The sequence below is a fragment of the Myxococcus sp. AB036A genome (genome assembly GCF_006547355.1).
Taxonomy (GTDB): Bacteria; Myxococcota; Myxococcia; order Myxococcales; family Myxococcaceae; genus Myxococcus; species Myxococcus virescens.
Genome location: NZ_VHLC01000033.1, coordinates 37,452 through 53,246 on the forward strand (window position 1 = coordinate 37,452; position 15,795 = coordinate 53,246).

Annotated in this window: 12 protein-coding genes; 10 read left to right on the plus strand and 2 right to left on the minus strand. The window is 66.6% G+C overall.

Annotated features, from left to right (window positions below; genetic code table 11):
* Positions 1-102 precede the first annotated feature (102 nt).
* Positions 103-1,188 (minus strand): glucose 1-dehydrogenase, encoded by a 1,086-nt coding sequence (locus FL344_RS15880; protein ID WP_141619124.1) that lies wholly within the window; start codon positions 1,186-1,188, stop codon positions 103-105.
* 423 nt (positions 1,189-1,611) lie between these two features.
* Here FL344_RS15880 and FL344_RS15885 point away from each other — a divergent pair, with 423 nt between their 5' ends.
* Positions 1,612-2,637: an aldo/keto reductase gene (locus FL344_RS15885; RefSeq protein WP_141589935.1), complete on the plus strand. Its 1,026-nt coding sequence runs from the start codon at positions 1,612-1,614 to the stop codon at positions 2,635-2,637.
* Between the two features lie 195 nt (positions 2,638-2,832).
* Here FL344_RS15885 and FL344_RS15890 read toward each other — a convergent pair whose 3' ends face one another.
* Positions 2,833-3,417, minus strand: coding sequence for a hypothetical protein (locus FL344_RS15890; protein ID WP_228565089.1), 585 nt, complete (start codon positions 3,415-3,417; stop codon positions 2,833-2,835).
* A gap of 481 nt (positions 3,418-3,898) precedes the next feature.
* Between FL344_RS15890 and FL344_RS15895 the strand changes: the two genes are divergently transcribed.
* From FL344_RS15895 to FL344_RS15935, 9 genes are all read left to right on the plus strand, one after another.
* The gene (locus tag FL344_RS15895) at positions 3,899-4,432 is read left to right on the plus strand and encodes an RNA polymerase sigma factor (protein ID WP_141619126.1); all 534 of its coding nucleotides are present in this window, start codon (positions 3,899-3,901) and stop codon (positions 4,430-4,432) included.
* Positions 4,419-4,961 carry a hypothetical protein gene (locus tag FL344_RS15900; RefSeq protein WP_141619127.1) on the plus strand — a complete coding sequence of 181 codons (543 nt, stop codon included), beginning with the start codon at positions 4,419-4,421 and terminating at the stop codon, positions 4,959-4,961. The genes FL344_RS15895 and FL344_RS15900 overlap by 14 nt, the downstream gene beginning before the upstream one ends.
* A 170-nt stretch (positions 4,962-5,131) precedes the next feature.
* Positions 5,132-5,557 carry a hypothetical protein gene (locus tag FL344_RS15905; protein WP_228565090.1) on the plus strand — a complete coding sequence of 142 codons (426 nt, stop codon included), beginning with the start codon at positions 5,132-5,134 and terminating at the stop codon, positions 5,555-5,557.
* A gap of 223 nt (positions 5,558-5,780) precedes the next feature.
* Positions 5,781-7,214 carry a TolC family protein gene (locus tag FL344_RS15910; RefSeq protein ID WP_228565091.1) on the plus strand — a complete coding sequence of 478 codons (1,434 nt, stop codon included), beginning with the start codon at positions 5,781-5,783 and terminating at the stop codon, positions 7,212-7,214.
* Positions 7,211-10,354, plus strand: a complete 3,144-nt coding sequence (locus FL344_RS15915; protein WP_141619128.1) for an efflux RND transporter permease subunit — start codon at positions 7,211-7,213, stop codon at positions 10,352-10,354. The genes FL344_RS15910 and FL344_RS15915 overlap by 4 nt, the downstream gene beginning before the upstream one ends.
* 1 nt (position 10,355) lies before the next feature.
* On the plus strand, positions 10,356-11,459 hold the full coding sequence (locus FL344_RS15920; RefSeq protein ID WP_141619129.1) for an efflux RND transporter periplasmic adaptor subunit: 1,104 nt from the start codon (positions 10,356-10,358) through the stop codon (positions 11,457-11,459).
* 646 nt (positions 11,460-12,105) lie between these two features.
* The gene (locus tag FL344_RS15925; protein ID WP_228565092.1) at positions 12,106-13,290 is read left to right on the plus strand and encodes a hypothetical protein; all 1,185 of its coding nucleotides are present in this window, start codon (positions 12,106-12,108) and stop codon (positions 13,288-13,290) included.
* 619 nt (positions 13,291-13,909) lie between these two features.
* Positions 13,910-14,194: a hypothetical protein gene (locus FL344_RS15930; protein ID WP_140795161.1), complete on the plus strand. Its 285-nt coding sequence runs from the start codon at positions 13,910-13,912 to the stop codon at positions 14,192-14,194.
* A gap of 143 nt (positions 14,195-14,337) precedes the next feature.
* Positions 14,338-15,729, plus strand: coding sequence for an ammonium transporter (locus tag FL344_RS15935; RefSeq protein WP_141619130.1), 1,392 nt, complete (start codon positions 14,338-14,340; stop codon positions 15,727-15,729).
* The last annotated feature ends 66 nt before the right edge of the window (positions 15,730-15,795 follow it).

The window sequence follows — 15,795 nt, forward strand, 5'->3', positions numbered from 1 at the left end:
CACCCGGGCAGCGGAGTGAGCCTCAGCCGCGCCGGCCCGCCATCACAAGGCCCCGGGCCGGCGGCGGAGCAGGCCCCGGGCCGGAGCCCCAGGGCTTCTCACTCATGAAGCCAGCTGAACCACCTGCTTGATGCCACCGGGTCCCGTGAGGAGCGCGGGCGCCTCCTGGATGGGAACCCGATGGGTCATGAGGGCGCGCACGCTCTGAGGGAACAAGAACATCGCTTGCTCCAGCTCGCGGAGCGCCAGCTCGTAAGCGCTCCGGCTCGCGTTCACAGTCCCGAGGAGCAGTTGGTTCCTCAGCACGATGTTGCGCATCAGGGTGTCCGTATCCACGGGGTTCGAGCCGCCGTGCGCGGGAATGCCTGTGAAGATGAACAGCCCATTGGGCCCCAGCGCATCAAGGGCCGCGAACGCGACCTTCGACACGCCCACAGCCTCGTAGATGATGTCGAACGTCCCGACCTTCTTTCCGAGCTCCCCGAGGAGCACGTCCTGTCCGGAGACGTAGGTGGCACCGAAGGAGCGGATGAGGTTCGCGCGCTCGCTGGCCGCGGGCTCCAGGGAGTAGACGAAGGTGTCAAAGTGGTTCACCACCATGCTCATGGCGCCCAGGAGCCCCACCGGTCCGGCGCCGAGTGCCAAGGCTCGCACACGCGCGCGCTCCCAGGGCAGCCTCCGCTGGATGGCCTGTACCTGCTCCGCGGCCTTGGCGGCCACGGAGAGCGGCTCCACCAGCACCGCCACATCGGAGAGCTTGCGGGGCACCACGACCAGGTGCTCCTCCTCTTCCACCACCCACTCCTGGAGGAAGCCGTGCGCCGCCTTGATGCCCCGCTCCCGGAAATCCCCCGTGACACAGAAGTCCTGACGCTCCGCGCGACAGGGACGGCAGCGCGCATGGGGACAGGGCCGGCGAACGGTGGGGACCACGAGGTCTCCCTCGCGGACCAGGGTGACGTCCGGGCCCGTCTCCACCACCTCCGCGAGCGCCTCGTGCCCGAGAATGAGGTGGTCGGAGTCCGGAGGAGGCGTCCCGTATTCAAAGGCGCCGATCTCCCGGTCCGTGCCGCAGATGCCCACTTCGAGGACCTTCAGGAGCACCTGGGAGCCCGTCACGGGCCGAGGCTCCGGCGGGTCGACGAGGCGAACCTCACGCGTCCCTGGAAACACTGCCACCGCATGCATGCCGCACCTCGCTCAATGACGGGTATGTCTTTCAAATAGGCACGCCCTCGCGATGGAAAGCAGGGGCCGGACAGCCGCACCGTGCGGCAGTTCCACGCCCTCGTCAGCCGAGCAGCGCGAGTCGGCTCCCTGCCCCCGCCAGGCGACAGCTTGATTCGCAGGTGAGCGGTGCACACCGATGTGCCAGGGCGACGAATGACACGAAGGGGGCGTTTCGCAGCCAGGCATGGTGGGACAACGGTGCAAACCCGAAGAGGCCCTGCCCACCGGCCGGGCGCTCATCCGCCCACGGCTGCAATTCGACGATCGGGCGGCGGAGCGACACCGCCGATGCACCATCCATCCTGACGCCAGCCCCGAAGCCGCGCCGCCCCCCGGATGAGCCCCCGTACGAAGGCAGCAATACGCACACGGAGGAGAGCCATGGAGTACGCATCGATTTCCTGCATTTCGGCCCCTGCCAGCCGCGTGGGCCTGGGTACCTGGGCCATGGGCGGGTCGCAGTGGGGCGGCGCCGACGACGACGAGTCGGTGCGGACCATCCACGCCGCGCTCGACCTGGGCATCACACTCATCGACACCGCGCCGGCCTACGGCTTCGGGCACTCGGAGGAAGTCGTGGGCAGGGCGCTCGCCGAACGAGGCGGGCGTGAGCAGGTCGTCGTGGCCACCAAGGTGGGCCTGGAGCGGCGCGGGGACGGCGTCATCCGCAACTCGTCGCGACAACAGGTCATCCAGGAGCTCGAGGTCTCACTGAGGCGCCTGCGCACCGACTACGTCGACCTCTACCAGGTCCATTGGCCGGATTTCTCCACGCCATATGAGGAGACCGCCCAGGCGCTGCTCGACCTCCAGCGCGCCGGAAAAATCCGCGCGATCGGCGTCTCCAACTACTCTATCGAGGCGATGGAGCGGTTCCAGCGTGTGGCGCCGCTCGCCTCGGCGCAGCCCCCGCTCAACCTCTTCGAGCGGGAAGCCCTGGAGGACATCATCCCCTGGTGCCGCACGAACGGCGTGGCCACCCTCACCTACGGCGCACTCTGCCGGGGACTCCTGACCGGGACGATGAACGAGAACACCCGGTTCGAAGGAGACGACCTGCGAAAGACCGACCCCAAGTTCCTGCCTCCGCGCTACGCACAGTACCTGCAGGCCGTCCAGCGGCTCGCGCAGTTCGCGCGCGAGCGCTACGACAAGGGCGTGCTCCCGTTCGCGGTCCGCTGGGTGCTGGACCAGCCCGGCGTCACGGTGGCGCTGTGGGGAGCCCGCCACCCTGGCGAGCTGGAGCCGCTGCGAGACGTGATTGGCTGGAGACTCGACGACGAGGCCCTGACGTACACGGACTCGGTGGTGAACGAGTCCGTGCCCGAGCCCGTAGGCCCCGAGTTCATGGCGCCCCCGGTGCAGCGTCCGGAAGAATCGGGCGAGCGGCCAGGGGCACCCGCCTGACCCACGCTGAGAGCATCCCGCGCTGCTGTCCGAGCCGAAGCCATTTCCTTGGCCGCCTCCGAGCGTTGGAGGCGGGCGGCAAGGGCATGGAGGAGGAGACGTTTCTCACGCTTCAGGACAAGCAGCGCGGACCTGATGCAGCTTCTCGACTGAACCGCGGGCCCCGGCGTTACCCGAGGCCCGTGACGTCCTGGCTCAGAAGCACCTTTCCGAGGTATCGAAGGACGAGTTCCCCACGTACTTGCAGGTGCAGTTGCTCACCTTGCAGTTGAACGAGGCGTTCTCCTGACAGAGCGAGTCCACCTTGCGCCAGGCCATGATGGGCATGTCCTCGAACTCGTCCTCGTGCAGGAACAGCGTGTCCCCCTTGACGGCGAACGCATAACGGAAGGTCTCGTTGAAGGCCTCCTCCCTGGTCCCGTAGCAGGAACTCGCCGTGGTGATGACCAGGTGGTTCCCATCCACCTTCCAGGTCCCCAGGATGTTCCCCCAGCTACCGCCCACCTTGAGGACGGACTTGCCCTTGAAGAGCAGGGCACGCGCGTCCTCAGAGCCGCGCTCCAGGCGGTACAGCCCGTCAGTCACCGAGCCGCCCTTCAGCGCGGGGGCGTCCGTCACCGGCGCCTGGTCCGACTCCCACGAGGTACACCACCCGATCGCGTCGCACTTGAGTGCGGAGTCCCCATCACCATCGCTCGTGTCACCACAACCCACCGCCAGCATGGAGAAAAGCACCAGGTACCGCGTCATCGCCTTCATGTCGTCCTCCCGAGGAGTCACGGTGGGGGAATGAACACCCCCTCCTGACAGGGAGAGACAGGCCGGGCGACACCGTTGCAGGAAATCGACCGAGCCCCTCCGTGACAGCGTCCCTGCGCCTCCCAGGCTCAGCGACTGAACCCCGGGTAGGCCCAGGGGCGCGCACCCAGCCTGGGGCCCGGATGCCCAGGGAGGGAAGGCGCGGGCCGCTGCCAGGATGGCGCCTGGGTGACGGGACGCCTTGCGCCCGGTCCGGGAAATTCGAACGAAGGCCTGTCACGCGCATCGCCCGTGCCGCCTAGAAGGAGCGAGGACGGCACGAGGCCCGTCCCAGAGGACCTTCTTGATGCAGACCGCTGTTGACTTCGCGCCGGAGCAGGAACAGGTCGTTTGCGTGGGCCGGAGGGCTCCTGCTCGTGCCCCGATGTCGCTGGGTTGACCGATTCACAGGGGAGCAGGGTGACTTCCCTCGAGGTACGGGCCTGAACCGGAAGCATTCAGCATGAGCGTGCGCACGGTCTCTGAACTCGATGCGCTGATGGCACGGCTCGCCGAGGGCGACCGGGTCGCGTTCACGCGTGTCTTCGAGTTGCTCTGGGGCCCCATCCAGAAGCTATGCCTGAGCCTGCTCAGGAACGAAGCAGACGCCGCTGACGCCGGCCAGGAAGCGATGCACAAGATTCTCGAACGCGCCTCCGACTTCGACAAGACCCGTCCGGCGATGCCCTGGGCCCTCGCCATCGCGGGCTGGGAGTGTCGGACCCTGGCGCGCCGCCGAGATCGCCGTCGCGAATCCCACGCGGACGCCATGCCCTCGTGTGCCGGACCTCACGCGGAGGAGGAGTTCCTCCAGCGAGACCTGACCGCCGCCGCGATGGCCGCCCTGGGAGAGCTCTCCGAGTTGGACCGCGAGGTGCTCATCGCCACGTTCTGGGACGAGGCCGCGTCGGTCTCTGGCGCCACGCTGCGAAAGCGCCGGGAGCGCGCACTGGACCGGCTCCGAAAGACTTTCAGGAGGCTCTATGGGCTCGACTGACATCCAGCTGCTTCAACGACGGGTGCGCCGAACCTACGAGCTCGCGAGGCTGCGACGCGCGCTCGTGGGCGTGCTCCCGATTGTCGTCGTCACCGCGATTGCCGCCCTTCTCGCGAGCCGGCCCGCGCCACCTCTCACGTTCGGCCTGGCGACAGCGCTGATGGGAGCGATGATGCTCTGGCACGGCCGCGATCCGCAGAAGGCGTTCCTGCCTGGCGTCATCGCAGGGCTCGTCCCGCTCACGCTCGCGCTCGGCACCGGCGCCCTGCACACCTGTGGCACAGCCAACTGCTCCTTCCTGTGCATCCCTGCGTGTGTGCTCGGCGGTGTGGTCGCGGGCATGGCCGTGTCGGGGGTCAGCCTCCAGCGCCGCGCGGGCCCCTGGTTCTGGGTCTCCGCCTCCGGACTCGCGCTCCTTACCGGCGCCATGGGCTGCGCGTGCATGGGCGCATCGGGTGTCGTCGGCCTTGGCATGGGCTTCGGAGCAGGGATTGTTCCTGGCCTCTTGCGTCGCGCTTTCGGCAAGTAAGACGCCTGAACAAACGCTTCTTGATTCTCGAAGGCTCGCCGATGCGCGGAGGCGCACCATCGCCCCGAACTTCCCTCGGAGCGCAGGCCTCCGCCAGGTCATGAGGCGTTCGGCCGCTCGAGAATCGTGAACTCCGACTTGGCGGAGACCCTTCAAAGGGAGACATGACGATGAGAGCCAATCTCTGGGCTGTAGCAGGACTGATGATGCTCGCGGGGGCCTGTACGCAGCAGGCCGCGCCCACCATGAAGATGACGCCAGCGCCTCCAGTCCTTGAACGGAGTGCGGGACAGCAAGGCCACCTCACCCTCGTCACGGACCGCAGCCTTGTCTGCATGGTGAACGACCAGCACATGGGCCAGCCGCAGATACCGGTCGAGGTCAGCGGGCGCACGTATTACGGCTGTTGCGAGATGTGCAAGGACCGGCTCGCGAATGATGCGACGTTCCGGACCGCGACGGACCCGGTGAGTCAGCGCCCCGTGGACAAGGCGACGGCCGTCATCGGCATCACCCAGGACAACTCCGCGCTCTACTTCGAGAACGACCAGACCTTCGCCGCCTACTCGCGTCAGGCTGCGGGGGCGTCCCGGTAGGTCTGCCTCCGCTGGGAAGTCCCGGACGCGGCCCACGAATGGTGCGGGCCGCCTCGTGAGCCCCGCAGCGTTGACCCCGTCGGCCCCCAACGACTCTCAAGGTGTCACGCTCCACGCCTGACGCGCCTAGGAACACGTCGAGTCGGCCAGTTCGCTCGCACGCATCCGCGGACGGCAGGCTCGGCGCACCTCGTCGCTGTGCGTGAATCATCAAGGAGAGGTCGTGTACGGGTTTGCATTGCTCTCGCGTGGCGCCGCCGCCATTTCAGGCTTCGGCGCCGTGCTCGCCGTTGCCTTATCTCCGGCCGAAGCCCTGGCACAAACGTTGACCCTGCGCGAGTCATTGGACACCGCGCTTCACAACTACGGCGACATCCGCGCGAAACAGTCTCGTCGTGACGCGGCCGAGCATGATGTGTCATACACCCGGAAGACCTACCTCCCCGACGTCGTGCTGTCGGCGCAGCAGACGTTCGGCACCGTGAATGCCCTGCATGGGACGCTCTATTCTCCTGGCGGCCCCTCCAATGCATCGACCAGTCCCCCGTTGCCGGAGCAGAACTGGAACGCGGCGTTCGGCGCCTTGTACTCGGTGCTCGTCCACTGGAACGTCTCCACCTTCGGCCGTCTCGACCGGCAGATTGAGCTGTCGGAGAGGACGCACGAACTGAAACAGCGCGAGCTCGAGCTCGCGCGGTTCCAGCATGGGGTTCGCGTCACCCGCGCGTACCTCAACCTATCGACCGCTCAGCGCATCACCCACATCCAGAAGCAGAGCGTGGCGCGCTTCGAGGTCGTGCTCGAGTCCGTCCAGAGCCACGCCGAGAACGGATTGGTCCCCGGGGTGGATGTCTCCTTCGCGCGCGCCGAACTCGCCAACGCCAGGGCCCTCCAGCTCAAGGCCTATGACGCCGAGCTCCTGGCGTCGAAGGAGCTTGCGGTCCTGATGGGCGTTCCGTTTCGCGAGTTCCAGCTCGAGCCGACGTTCCACCAGTCGACGCCCGAGCCTGGCGCGCCAGCGCACGTCGCGCCCGGGCATCCCGTCCTCGCGGAGCACGAAGGGAAGGTCCGCCGCAGCGAGCAGGAAAAGAAGGTGGCCGCGGCCGAGGGCCGTCCCACGCTCTTCGCCTTCGGAATGTTGCAGGGGCGCGGCTCGGGCTTTCGCTCCAACTACGCGCAGGACCCGGGCGCGTTCTCGAGCGGGTACCTCGGCGGGGTAGGCATCGATCGGGGCAACACCCTTGTCGGGTTGGGATTGAGCTGGAACCTGGCCTCCGTGCTGCGCAGCTTCTCCAGCGAGGCAGCGCGGGACGCGCGTACCCGCGCGCTCCACCAGGAGCAGGAGCTGGTCACCCAGGAGCTGGTTGCCCAGGCGCGCTTCGCCGAGCACAAGTTCGACCTGGCGCGAGAGGTGACCCAGCACGCCGTGTTGCAACGGGACGCCGCCACGGAGGGGTTCCGGCAGAGCAAGGCCCGCTACGACAGTGGGCTCGGGACGATTGTCGAACTCACCCAGGCGACGTTCTCCGCGACCCGGGCAGATGTCGACCTCGAGCTCGCCCAGAACGGCATCTGGCAGGCCCTTCTCCTCAAGTCGGCCGCGGCCGGTGACCTCAACGAATTCCTGCAGCAGGTCCGTGGAGTGAAGAAGCAATGAGCATCCTGAAGGTCTCCTTACGAAGGCCCATCACCGTACTCGTGCTGGTCGTCGCCATGGTCTTCTTTGGTGTGCGTGCGGCCGGAGACATCAAGGTCGACGTCCTGCCGGAGATGAACCTCCCTGTCGTGTACATCGCGCATACCTTCAACGGGTATACGCCGGCACAGATGGAGGGGTACTTCACGAAGATGTACGTGAACATGATGCTGTTCACGAACGGCATCAAGAACATCGAGACGAAGAACTCCCAGGGCCTGACCCTGATGAAGCTCTCGTTCTACGAAGGCACCGACATGGGGCAAGCGGTCGCGGAGATCAACGCGCTCTCGAACCGCTCTCAGGTGTTCCTGCCCCCCGGCGCGCCTCCCCCCTTCATCATCCGCTTCGATGCCTCTTCGCAGCCGGTGGGACAGCTGGTGTTCCGCAGCGAGAGCAAGACCAACAACCAGCTCCAGGACATCGCCAACTTCACCGCACGGCCGTTCCTCATCTCCATCCCCGGCCTCACGACGGCGCCCCCGTTCGGCGGCAGCCCGCGCACGATTGAAATCAACATCGAGCCGGAGAAGCTGCGCGTGCACAACCTCACGCCCGAACAGGTCGTGGAGGCCATCGCGCACCAGAACGTGACGGCGCCCTCCGGGAACGTCCACGTCGGCGACATCTCCTACATCACGCCGACCAACAGCACCCTTCGCGCCGTGGAGGACTTCGGGAACATCCCGCTCCTCAAGGGCTCGGTGGCGAACGTCTACGTCCGGGATGTCGCGACCGTGAAGGACGGAGCCGACATCGCCACCGGCTACGCCCTGGTGAACGGCAAGCGCTCCGTCTATCTCAACGTCGCCAAGGCGGGGAATGCCTCGACGGTGCACGTGGTGCAGCAGCTCAAGGAGTCCATCCCCCGAATCCAGAGCAACCTGCCCGACGACGTGCACATCTCCTACGAGTTCGACCAGTCCGTCTACGTGGTGGGGGCCCTGAAGGGGCTGATTGCGGAGGGCGTGCTCGGCGCGGTGCTGACGGGGCTGATGGTCCTGCTGTTCCTGCGTGACGTGCGCTCCGCCATCATCGTCATCATCACGATTCCCATCGCCATCATCTCCGGCGTGCTGTTCCTCAAGCTCTTTGGCCAGACCATCAACATCATGACCCTGGCCGGCCTGGCGCTCGCAGTTGGCATCCTGGTGGACGAGAGCACGGTGACCATCGAGAACATCCATCAGCACCTCCAGCGCGGTAAGGCAGTGGCGGTGGCGGTGTGGGACGCGTGCCTGGAGATTGCCTTCTCGAAGCTGCTCATCCTGCTGTGCATCCTCTCTGTCTTCGCGCCCGCCCTCACGATGGGCGGAATCCCCGGGGCACTCTTCCGGCCGCTCGCATTGGCCATCGGGTGCTCGATGGTCGTCTCCTTCCTGCTCTCGCAGTCACTGGTGCCGGTGCTGGCGAACTGGATGCTCAAGCAGCACGGTCCGCCCCCGGGTGGTGAGGGCGCCAGCCCCTCCCCAGGACGCGTGCGTCGCGTCATCGAACGCCTGCTTCCGCACAGGAGGTTGCTCGTCTCGGCAGGCGTGGGAGGCCTCATCGTCCTGGCGGTGGTGTCGCTCCAGCGCATTGGCAAGGACGTGCTGCCAAGAGTCGACTCCAGCCAACTCCAGTTGCGACTCCGCGCGGCGGAGGGAACCCGAATCGAGAAGACCGAGCAGGTCGTCCACCAGGCAATGGGCCTCATCGAAGAAGTCGTGGGCGCCGGGAAGGTCCGAATCTCCTCGGCCTACGTGGGCCAGCACCCCTCATCGTTCGCCATCAGCCCCATCTATCTCTACAACGCGGGCCCCCACGAGGCGCTCCTGCAGGTCGCCTTCGAGGGCGGCGTCGGCGACATCGACGCGTTGAAGGACCGCATCCGGCAGCGCGTGCGCGAGGCGATGCCAGAGGTCCAGGTCGCGTTCGAGCCCGTGGAAATCACGGAGAAGATTCTCGGTCAGGGCGCGCTGTATCCCATCGAGGTCCGGTTCTCCGGGATGAAGAAGAAGGTCAACGAGAAATACGCGGGGGTGCTGCTCGAGAAGCTCCGGGGCATCTCCTATCTGCGAGACCAGCAGGTGCAGCAGTCGCTGCGCTACCCGGCTCTGAACGTGGAGGTGGACCGGATTCGCGCGGCCCAGCTGGGCATCGACATGCAGGACGTCACGCGCTCCCTGACCGCGTCCACGTCGTCCTCGCGCTACACGTCCAAGAACATGTGGGTCGAAGGCATGATGGGCATCGCATACGACGTGCAGGTCCAGACGCCCGCGAGCGAGCTGAACAGCGAGCAGGACCTGGCGCAGGTGCCGCTGTTGAAGAACGCAAGCCGCCCCGTGCTCGGGGACGTGGCCACCATCACCCCTGGCATCGCGTACGGGGAGACGCACAACCTGGGGACCATGGCGTTCGCCTCGGTGACCGCGAATGTCCACGGCAAGGACCTGGCGCAGGCCCGGCGCGACGTGCAGGCGGCGATTGCATCCATGGGCGAGCTGCCCAAGGGCGTCAACGTGCAGCTGGCGGGACTCTCCGTCGTCCTCGACGACACCATGCGCAGCCTCGCAAACGGACTGGTGGTCGCGGTCCTGGTCGTCTTCCTGCTGCTCGCGGCCAGCTTCCAGTCGTTCCGGTTGGCCACCGTGGTCCTGACGGCGGTGCCGGCCGTCGTGCTGGGCGCGGTCATCTCCCTGCGACTCACCGGCTCCACGCTCAACCTCCAGTCCTACATGGGCATCATCATGGCCGTCGGTGTCTCCATCGCCAACGGCGTGTTGCTGGTGGCGAGCTCCGAGCAGCGCCGGAAGGCGGGCTCGAACGCGCCCCTCGCCGCGCTCGAAGGCGTATCGCTGCGCGTGCGCCCCATCTTGATGACGACGCTGGCAATGCTCGCGGGAATGCTGCCCATGGCCATCGGGCATGGGGAGGGCGGCGACCAGATGGCTCCCCTGGCGCGAGCAGTGATTGGTGGCCTGAGCGCGTCGACGCTGATGGTGCTGTTCGGCCTGCCGCTCGCGTTCGCCTGGGCGCAGGACGCGGTCCCTACGACGTCCCGGTCTCTTGACCCTACCGATGTGGAGAGTGAACACCATGCCATGGAAGCTGCCTGAAATGCGTACACGAGCGAACCGCTGGTGCATCCTGCTGACCCTCGGCGGGCTGGCGAGTGTGAGCGGCTGCCGGACCGCGGAGCCCTCCATGGAGGCCACCGTGCCCACCGCGCGCGCAGCCACGGAGACCTTCCGGGTCGAGGCATCCCGGCTGGCGTCGAACCTGCGACTGCCGGCCGAGCTGGTCGCGGACCAGACGGTGGACGTGTACGCGAAGGTCAACAGCTACGTGAAGCACCTCCGAGTGGATATCGGCGACATCGTCAAGAAGGGCGACCTGCTGGTGACGCTCGAAGCGCCGGAGATTGAAGCGCAGCTCGCATCCGCCAGGGCGCGGTGGGCCGCAATGGAGGCGCTCCATGTCGCGTCGAAGGCCAGCTACGAGCGCACCGTGCGGACCAGCGCGACCGAGGGGGCCGTGGCCCACGACGCGGTCGACCAGGCGCGGGCGAAGGAGCAGGCGGATGCCGCGCAGGTGGTCGCCGCCAAGGCGCACTACGACGAGCTCCTGGCCATGCGGAGCTACCTGGTGATGCGGGCCCCCTTCGATGGCGTCGTGACGGAACGGAACGTGGAGCTCGGGACCTACGTGGGCCCCTCGGGCCGGGGCTCGCACAAGCCGATGCTGGTGGTGCGGGCCGTCCAGAAGCTTCGGCTCCACGTGTCGATTCCAGAGGCGTACAGCCCCTATGTCCACCTGGATGAGACCGTGAAGTTCACCGTACGCTCGCTCCCGGGGCGCGAGTTCTCCGCGCGCATCACCCGGAGGGCGCGGGCGCTCGACGCGGAGCTCCGCGCGGAGCGAATCGAGGCAGACGTCGACAACCCGGACGGGGCGCTCCTGCCCTTGATGGTCGCCGACGCGAGCATTGCGCTCTCCTCACAGGGACCCACCGTCGTGATTCCCCGGACGGCGCTGGTGGAGAGCGGAATGGGCACCTACGTCCTGCGGGTGCAGGATGGCGCGGCGAAGCGTGTGCCTGTCTCGCGCGGCATGCGTGCCGGCGAGAAGGTCGAGGTGTTCGGCGCGATTGAGACTGGAGACGTGCTCGTGTTGAAGGCGTCGGAGGAGATGAAGGACGGAATGGCCGTTGCCGGTGGCTGAGCTCCGCCCAGGTCGGCCTGAGTCGTCAACTGGCCAGGCACCGGAAGCGGATGGGAGGGTGTGCATAAAGCTGCACACCCATCATTCGTCTCTTTGATTGGAATATTTCCAGGACCGCCATGTACAACCGCGCCTGTCGGCGGGCTGCTCGCTCCAAGCGAGGGGCCGCAAGACAACGCACACCTCCCGCTGGCGGCCGGGCCTCTGGGCACTCATTGGACGAATCATGTCGATGAGCCGTTCACTCGCATTACCTCTATTGCTTTGCCTGACCGCGTTGGGATGCTCGGACCCAGAACCGTCTTCTCCGACTCCCGACGCGGGCCCATTACCTGATGCGGGCCCATTACCCGACGCGGGCCCTTCTCCGGACGCGGGCCCTTCTCCGGATGCGGGGCCGGACGAGGACCCGGCCCTCCAGGTGCGCATCCAACGCATGCGACGGTACCACTCGCCCGGCGGAGTCGAGATGCGCCCCGAGGACTTTGAGAGGACGCCCATCTCCCTCTTCGTCGCGGACGGAACCTCGCTGAACGAAGTTCCGGGGAGAATCGGTGGCCCTGGAGAGTTCATCTTCTCGAACGTGCCGGACGGAACGTATTACGTAAAGGTGGGCACGGACTACGTCGTCACCCGCGCTCGTGACGTGGACCTGAGCATCAACCTCATGGGACGCCCCGATGTTCGGCTGCAAGACAGGTCATTCGCCTATGCGGACATCGCGCTGACTCACTTGGAACCCTGGCAGTACAGCCCCTTCCCAACGCCCCCCGAGGCGCCGGGCTCCTCGCTGGAAATCATGTCCGAAGAAGTTCCCCTCTCCGCGATTCTGGCGGTGTCTGACGGACTCGCCGAAGGCCAGACCTCATGGAACAACTCGGGTAGGAGTGTCGACAACGCGGACACTGTTCCAATCTTCGAACGAGAACGCGGGGATAGGATTTGGGTGCACCAGTACGCCCCGCGACAGGCCGAGGCGCTGCCCGATGGCACTCCACTCGGATACAGCGCCATCGTGCGTTCCGCTCAGCTGGCCCCGCTCGACTTCGACGGCACCCACCTGATGCCCATCCAAGGAAGCCTCCAAGCTGTGCCCAGCACGCATTCACTCTCCGTGGACTGGAAGGTCTCCGACTTCAAGGCCCTCGCCGAGCAAACGCATCCAGGCGCCCAGGCGCGTCCTCTCGTGCTCTCCATCGTCACCACCATCCCCGGGGAAGCGGATGTGAGGGTTCCCACGAATGGCCCCATCCTCGCGGCGATGTTGCGCCCACCCTCCATGGCGGAGGATGTCCAGACCACCCTCGTCTATGGCAACCCCTATCCCTCCAACCGGGATGTGCTGGTTCGTGCCTACCTGAGCCTTCGCATTCCCCGCGCGCCCGGGGCGAATCAGTTTTTCACCACCGGCTCAATTGCATGGGTGGACCGTGTTGCGAACCTCTCGGGCCAGCCCATTCGTCCCCTTGTACAACCGCCCCGTGCCTTGATGGTGGATGGGGCCGACGGATACCTCCCGAGAACGCTCACCAGCAGACCTCAGGTCATCTCCTGGCAGGCGCCTGCGGACGGCGCGCCCGACGGCTATGTCGTGTCATTCGGAGCCCCCTCTCGCGTGGGTGGCGAACGCATCTACCTCGCCGGGGACGCGACCTCCGTCGTCATTCCTCCGGACCTGCTTCCACCCGGCACCTTCTTTCTCCACATCGACGCGATTCGCTCGGAAGGCTATGCGCGCTCCGGACAGCCAATGACCGCGTATGACCATGTTCCGAGAGGCAGCGCGACCACGGTCAGCGGAGCGTTGACCCTCCCCGACTCCATTCACTGACGCCAGCGCTCGGCGGAGTCGGTGCTGGTACATCCGCACCGACTCCGTTGAGGCTGACTGTTCTGCTTTGTCTCAAGCGAAGTGGGGACGGACGGCATCAACGGCTTCACCCTGGAGCCGAAGCGCTGGAACGGCGACGACTTCTTCGACCCCGCAGCGTCAGGGTGGTCTCCGAGCACATCGCCAGCCTCGTCCCCGAGCACGGGATGACCAACGTGGAGCTCATCCCCACCGAGCGCGACGTCTGGGACCCGCTGCGGCGATTCACCGGCCCCACACACGAGCCCCCCTTCGCGAGCCTGCTCCGGGTGTGCCTCCCCGTTCGGCGTGAGGCCCTCCCCGTGCCGACCCCACGTTCGGTCGCTGCCTCATGCGTGCGTCCAAGCCCCCCTGGGCAGGGCGTCATCGCGAGTGAACGAGGCCCGTACGGTCATCGTTCCCCCTCGGGTCAATGCTACGCGAGCGCGACTTTGTACGTAGGCAAAGCATCTGCCTGTCCGCGCGACTGTCAGGGATGCGTCGTATGACTTGGCCTGCCGTCACGTGCGAGGCATGGACAAGCACCAACTCCGTGCTCCAGTGTGCGCGGCACCAACGCTCCTGACTCAGGGAAGAAGGCATGAAGACGAAGCTCGCCGCGGTGACACTGGTTGCATCCCTGCTCGCGTCGTCCGCCGCGTGGGCCGCGGTGACGGTGCGCTACTACAACCGCGATTCGCGCGACCACTCGTGGTCCGTGGTGTGTAGCGGCGTGAAGACGTCGGTGACGTTCGGCAAGAGCCAGACGGCCTCCGTCACCATCCAGGGCTCCGGGCCCTGCTCCGTGAAGACGGACGCGGGAACCGTGGTCCTCAAGGGCGGTGAAGACCTGGAAATCAAGGACGGGCGCATCCAGGTGAAGTGAGCCCCCGCCCGCCAGGAAGCATCAGCCTAGACTAAATCCGGACCATTTTAACCTACTTAGGCGCAGAATAATCTCAGGCCGGATTGAATCTAGCGCGAACTCGCCACATCCTGCATTGCGTCAGTCTTCCGAGTGGAGGCGCAATGAAGAAGTGGTTGGCGATGGCCCTTCTCGTGGGTGTGGGTGTGGCGGGGTTGCTGGTCGAACCGGCGGCGCAGGTGAAGCAAGGAGGTCCCATCAACACCGCGGACACGGCGTGGATCCTCACAGCCACCGCGCTGGTGCTGCTGATGACGCCAGGCCTGTCCTTCTTCTACGGCGGCATGGTGCGGCTGAAGAACGTGGTGTCCACGCTGCTGCAGAGCTTCATCGCCATGGCGGTCATCAGCCTGATCTGGGTGGTGGTGGGCTTCAGCCTGTGCTTCGGCGACAGCTTCCATGGGCTCATCGGCGACCCGCGAACCTTCTTCATGTTCAGCGGCGTGGGTGGTGAGACGCACCCGGACCTGGCGCCCACCATCCCCTTGATGCTGTTCGCGCTGTTCCAGCTCAAGTTCGCCATCATCACCCCGGCGCTCATCACCGGCGCGTTCGCGGAGCGCGTGCGCTTCAAGGCGTATGTGCTCTTCATGGTGCTCTTCACGCTCGTCATCTACGCGCCGCTGGCGCACTGGACGTGGCACCCGGAGGGCTTCCTCCGTCAGTGGGGCGTGCTCGACTTCGCGGGCGGCACGGTGGTGCACATGTCCGCGGGCTTCGCGGCGCTGGCCGGCGCGCTGGTGCTGGGCCGCCGCAAGGTGCACGTGGAGAACACGACGCACGCCCCCGCCAACATCCCCTTCGTGATGCTGGGCACGGGCATGCTGTGGTTCGGCTGGTTCGGCTTCAACGCGGGCTCGGCGATGTCGGCCTCGTCGCTGGCCACGCTGGCCTTCGCCACCACCAACACGGCGTCCGCGGCGGCGATGCTGGGATGGATTGCCTTCGACTGGCTGCGCGGCCGCAAGCCCAGCGCCATGGGCGCGTGCATCGGCGCGGTGGTGGGCCTGGTGGCGGTGACGCCCGCGGCCGGCTTCATCACCGTGGGGCAGAGCATCTTCGTGGGTCTGGTCGCCAGCTTCGTGAGCAACGCGGCGGTGCACTTCAAGAACCGCACCTCCATTGACGACACGCTGGACGTCTTCCCCTGCCACGGACTGGGCGGCGTGGTGGGCATGGTGCTGACGGGTGTGCTGGCCAAGGACGTGGGCCTCATCCACGGCGAGACGCGCACCTTCATGATGCACATGCTGGCGCTGGTGCTGGTGTCGGTGTTCTCCTTCGTCGGCGCGTTCCTGCTCTACAAGTTGGTGGACCGCATCGTCCCGCTGCGCGTCACCCGCGAGCACGAGGAAGAAGGCCTGGACCTGAGCCAGCACGGCGAGACTGTGGGCGAGTCCATCATCGCGCCCGCGCCACAGCCCGCGCTCACCACGACGACGGCGGTCGCCCCCGAGCCGGCGCCGGACACCTCGCGCCTGCCTCAGCCAGCCTGAACGACCCCGAAGTCCTGTGTCGCGTGCCGCCGCTCGGAGTCCCGGGCGGCGGTACCGTTCGAAGCC

Bases quoted from the DNA above. Each gene is read 5' to 3' on its own strand.
- FL344_RS15880 (WP_141619124.1), bottom strand. From the start codon at position 1,188: ATGCATGCGGTGGCAGTGTTTCCAGGGACGCGTGAGGTTCGCCTCGTC.
- FL344_RS15885 (WP_141589935.1), top strand. From the start codon at position 1,612: ATGGAGTACGCATCGATTTCCTGCATTTCGGCCCCTGCCAGCCGCGTG.
- FL344_RS15895 (WP_141619126.1), top strand. From the start codon at position 3,899: ATGAGCGTGCGCACGGTCTCTGAACTCGATGCGCTGATGGCACGGCTC.
- FL344_RS15900 (WP_141619127.1), top strand. From the start codon at position 4,419: ATGGGCTCGACTGACATCCAGCTGCTTCAACGACGGGTGCGCCGAACC.
- FL344_RS15905 (WP_228565090.1), top strand. From the start codon at position 5,132: ATGAGAGCCAATCTCTGGGCTGTAGCAGGACTGATGATGCTCGCGGGG.
- FL344_RS15915 (WP_141619128.1), top strand. From the start codon at position 7,211: ATGAGCATCCTGAAGGTCTCCTTACGAAGGCCCATCACCGTACTCGTG.
- FL344_RS15920 (WP_141619129.1), top strand. From the start codon at position 10,356: ATGCGTACACGAGCGAACCGCTGGTGCATCCTGCTGACCCTCGGCGGG.
- FL344_RS15930 (WP_140795161.1), top strand. From the start codon at position 13,910: ATGAAGACGAAGCTCGCCGCGGTGACACTGGTTGCATCCCTGCTCGCG.
- FL344_RS15935 (WP_141619130.1), top strand. From the start codon at position 14,338: ATGAAGAAGTGGTTGGCGATGGCCCTTCTCGTGGGTGTGGGTGTGGCG.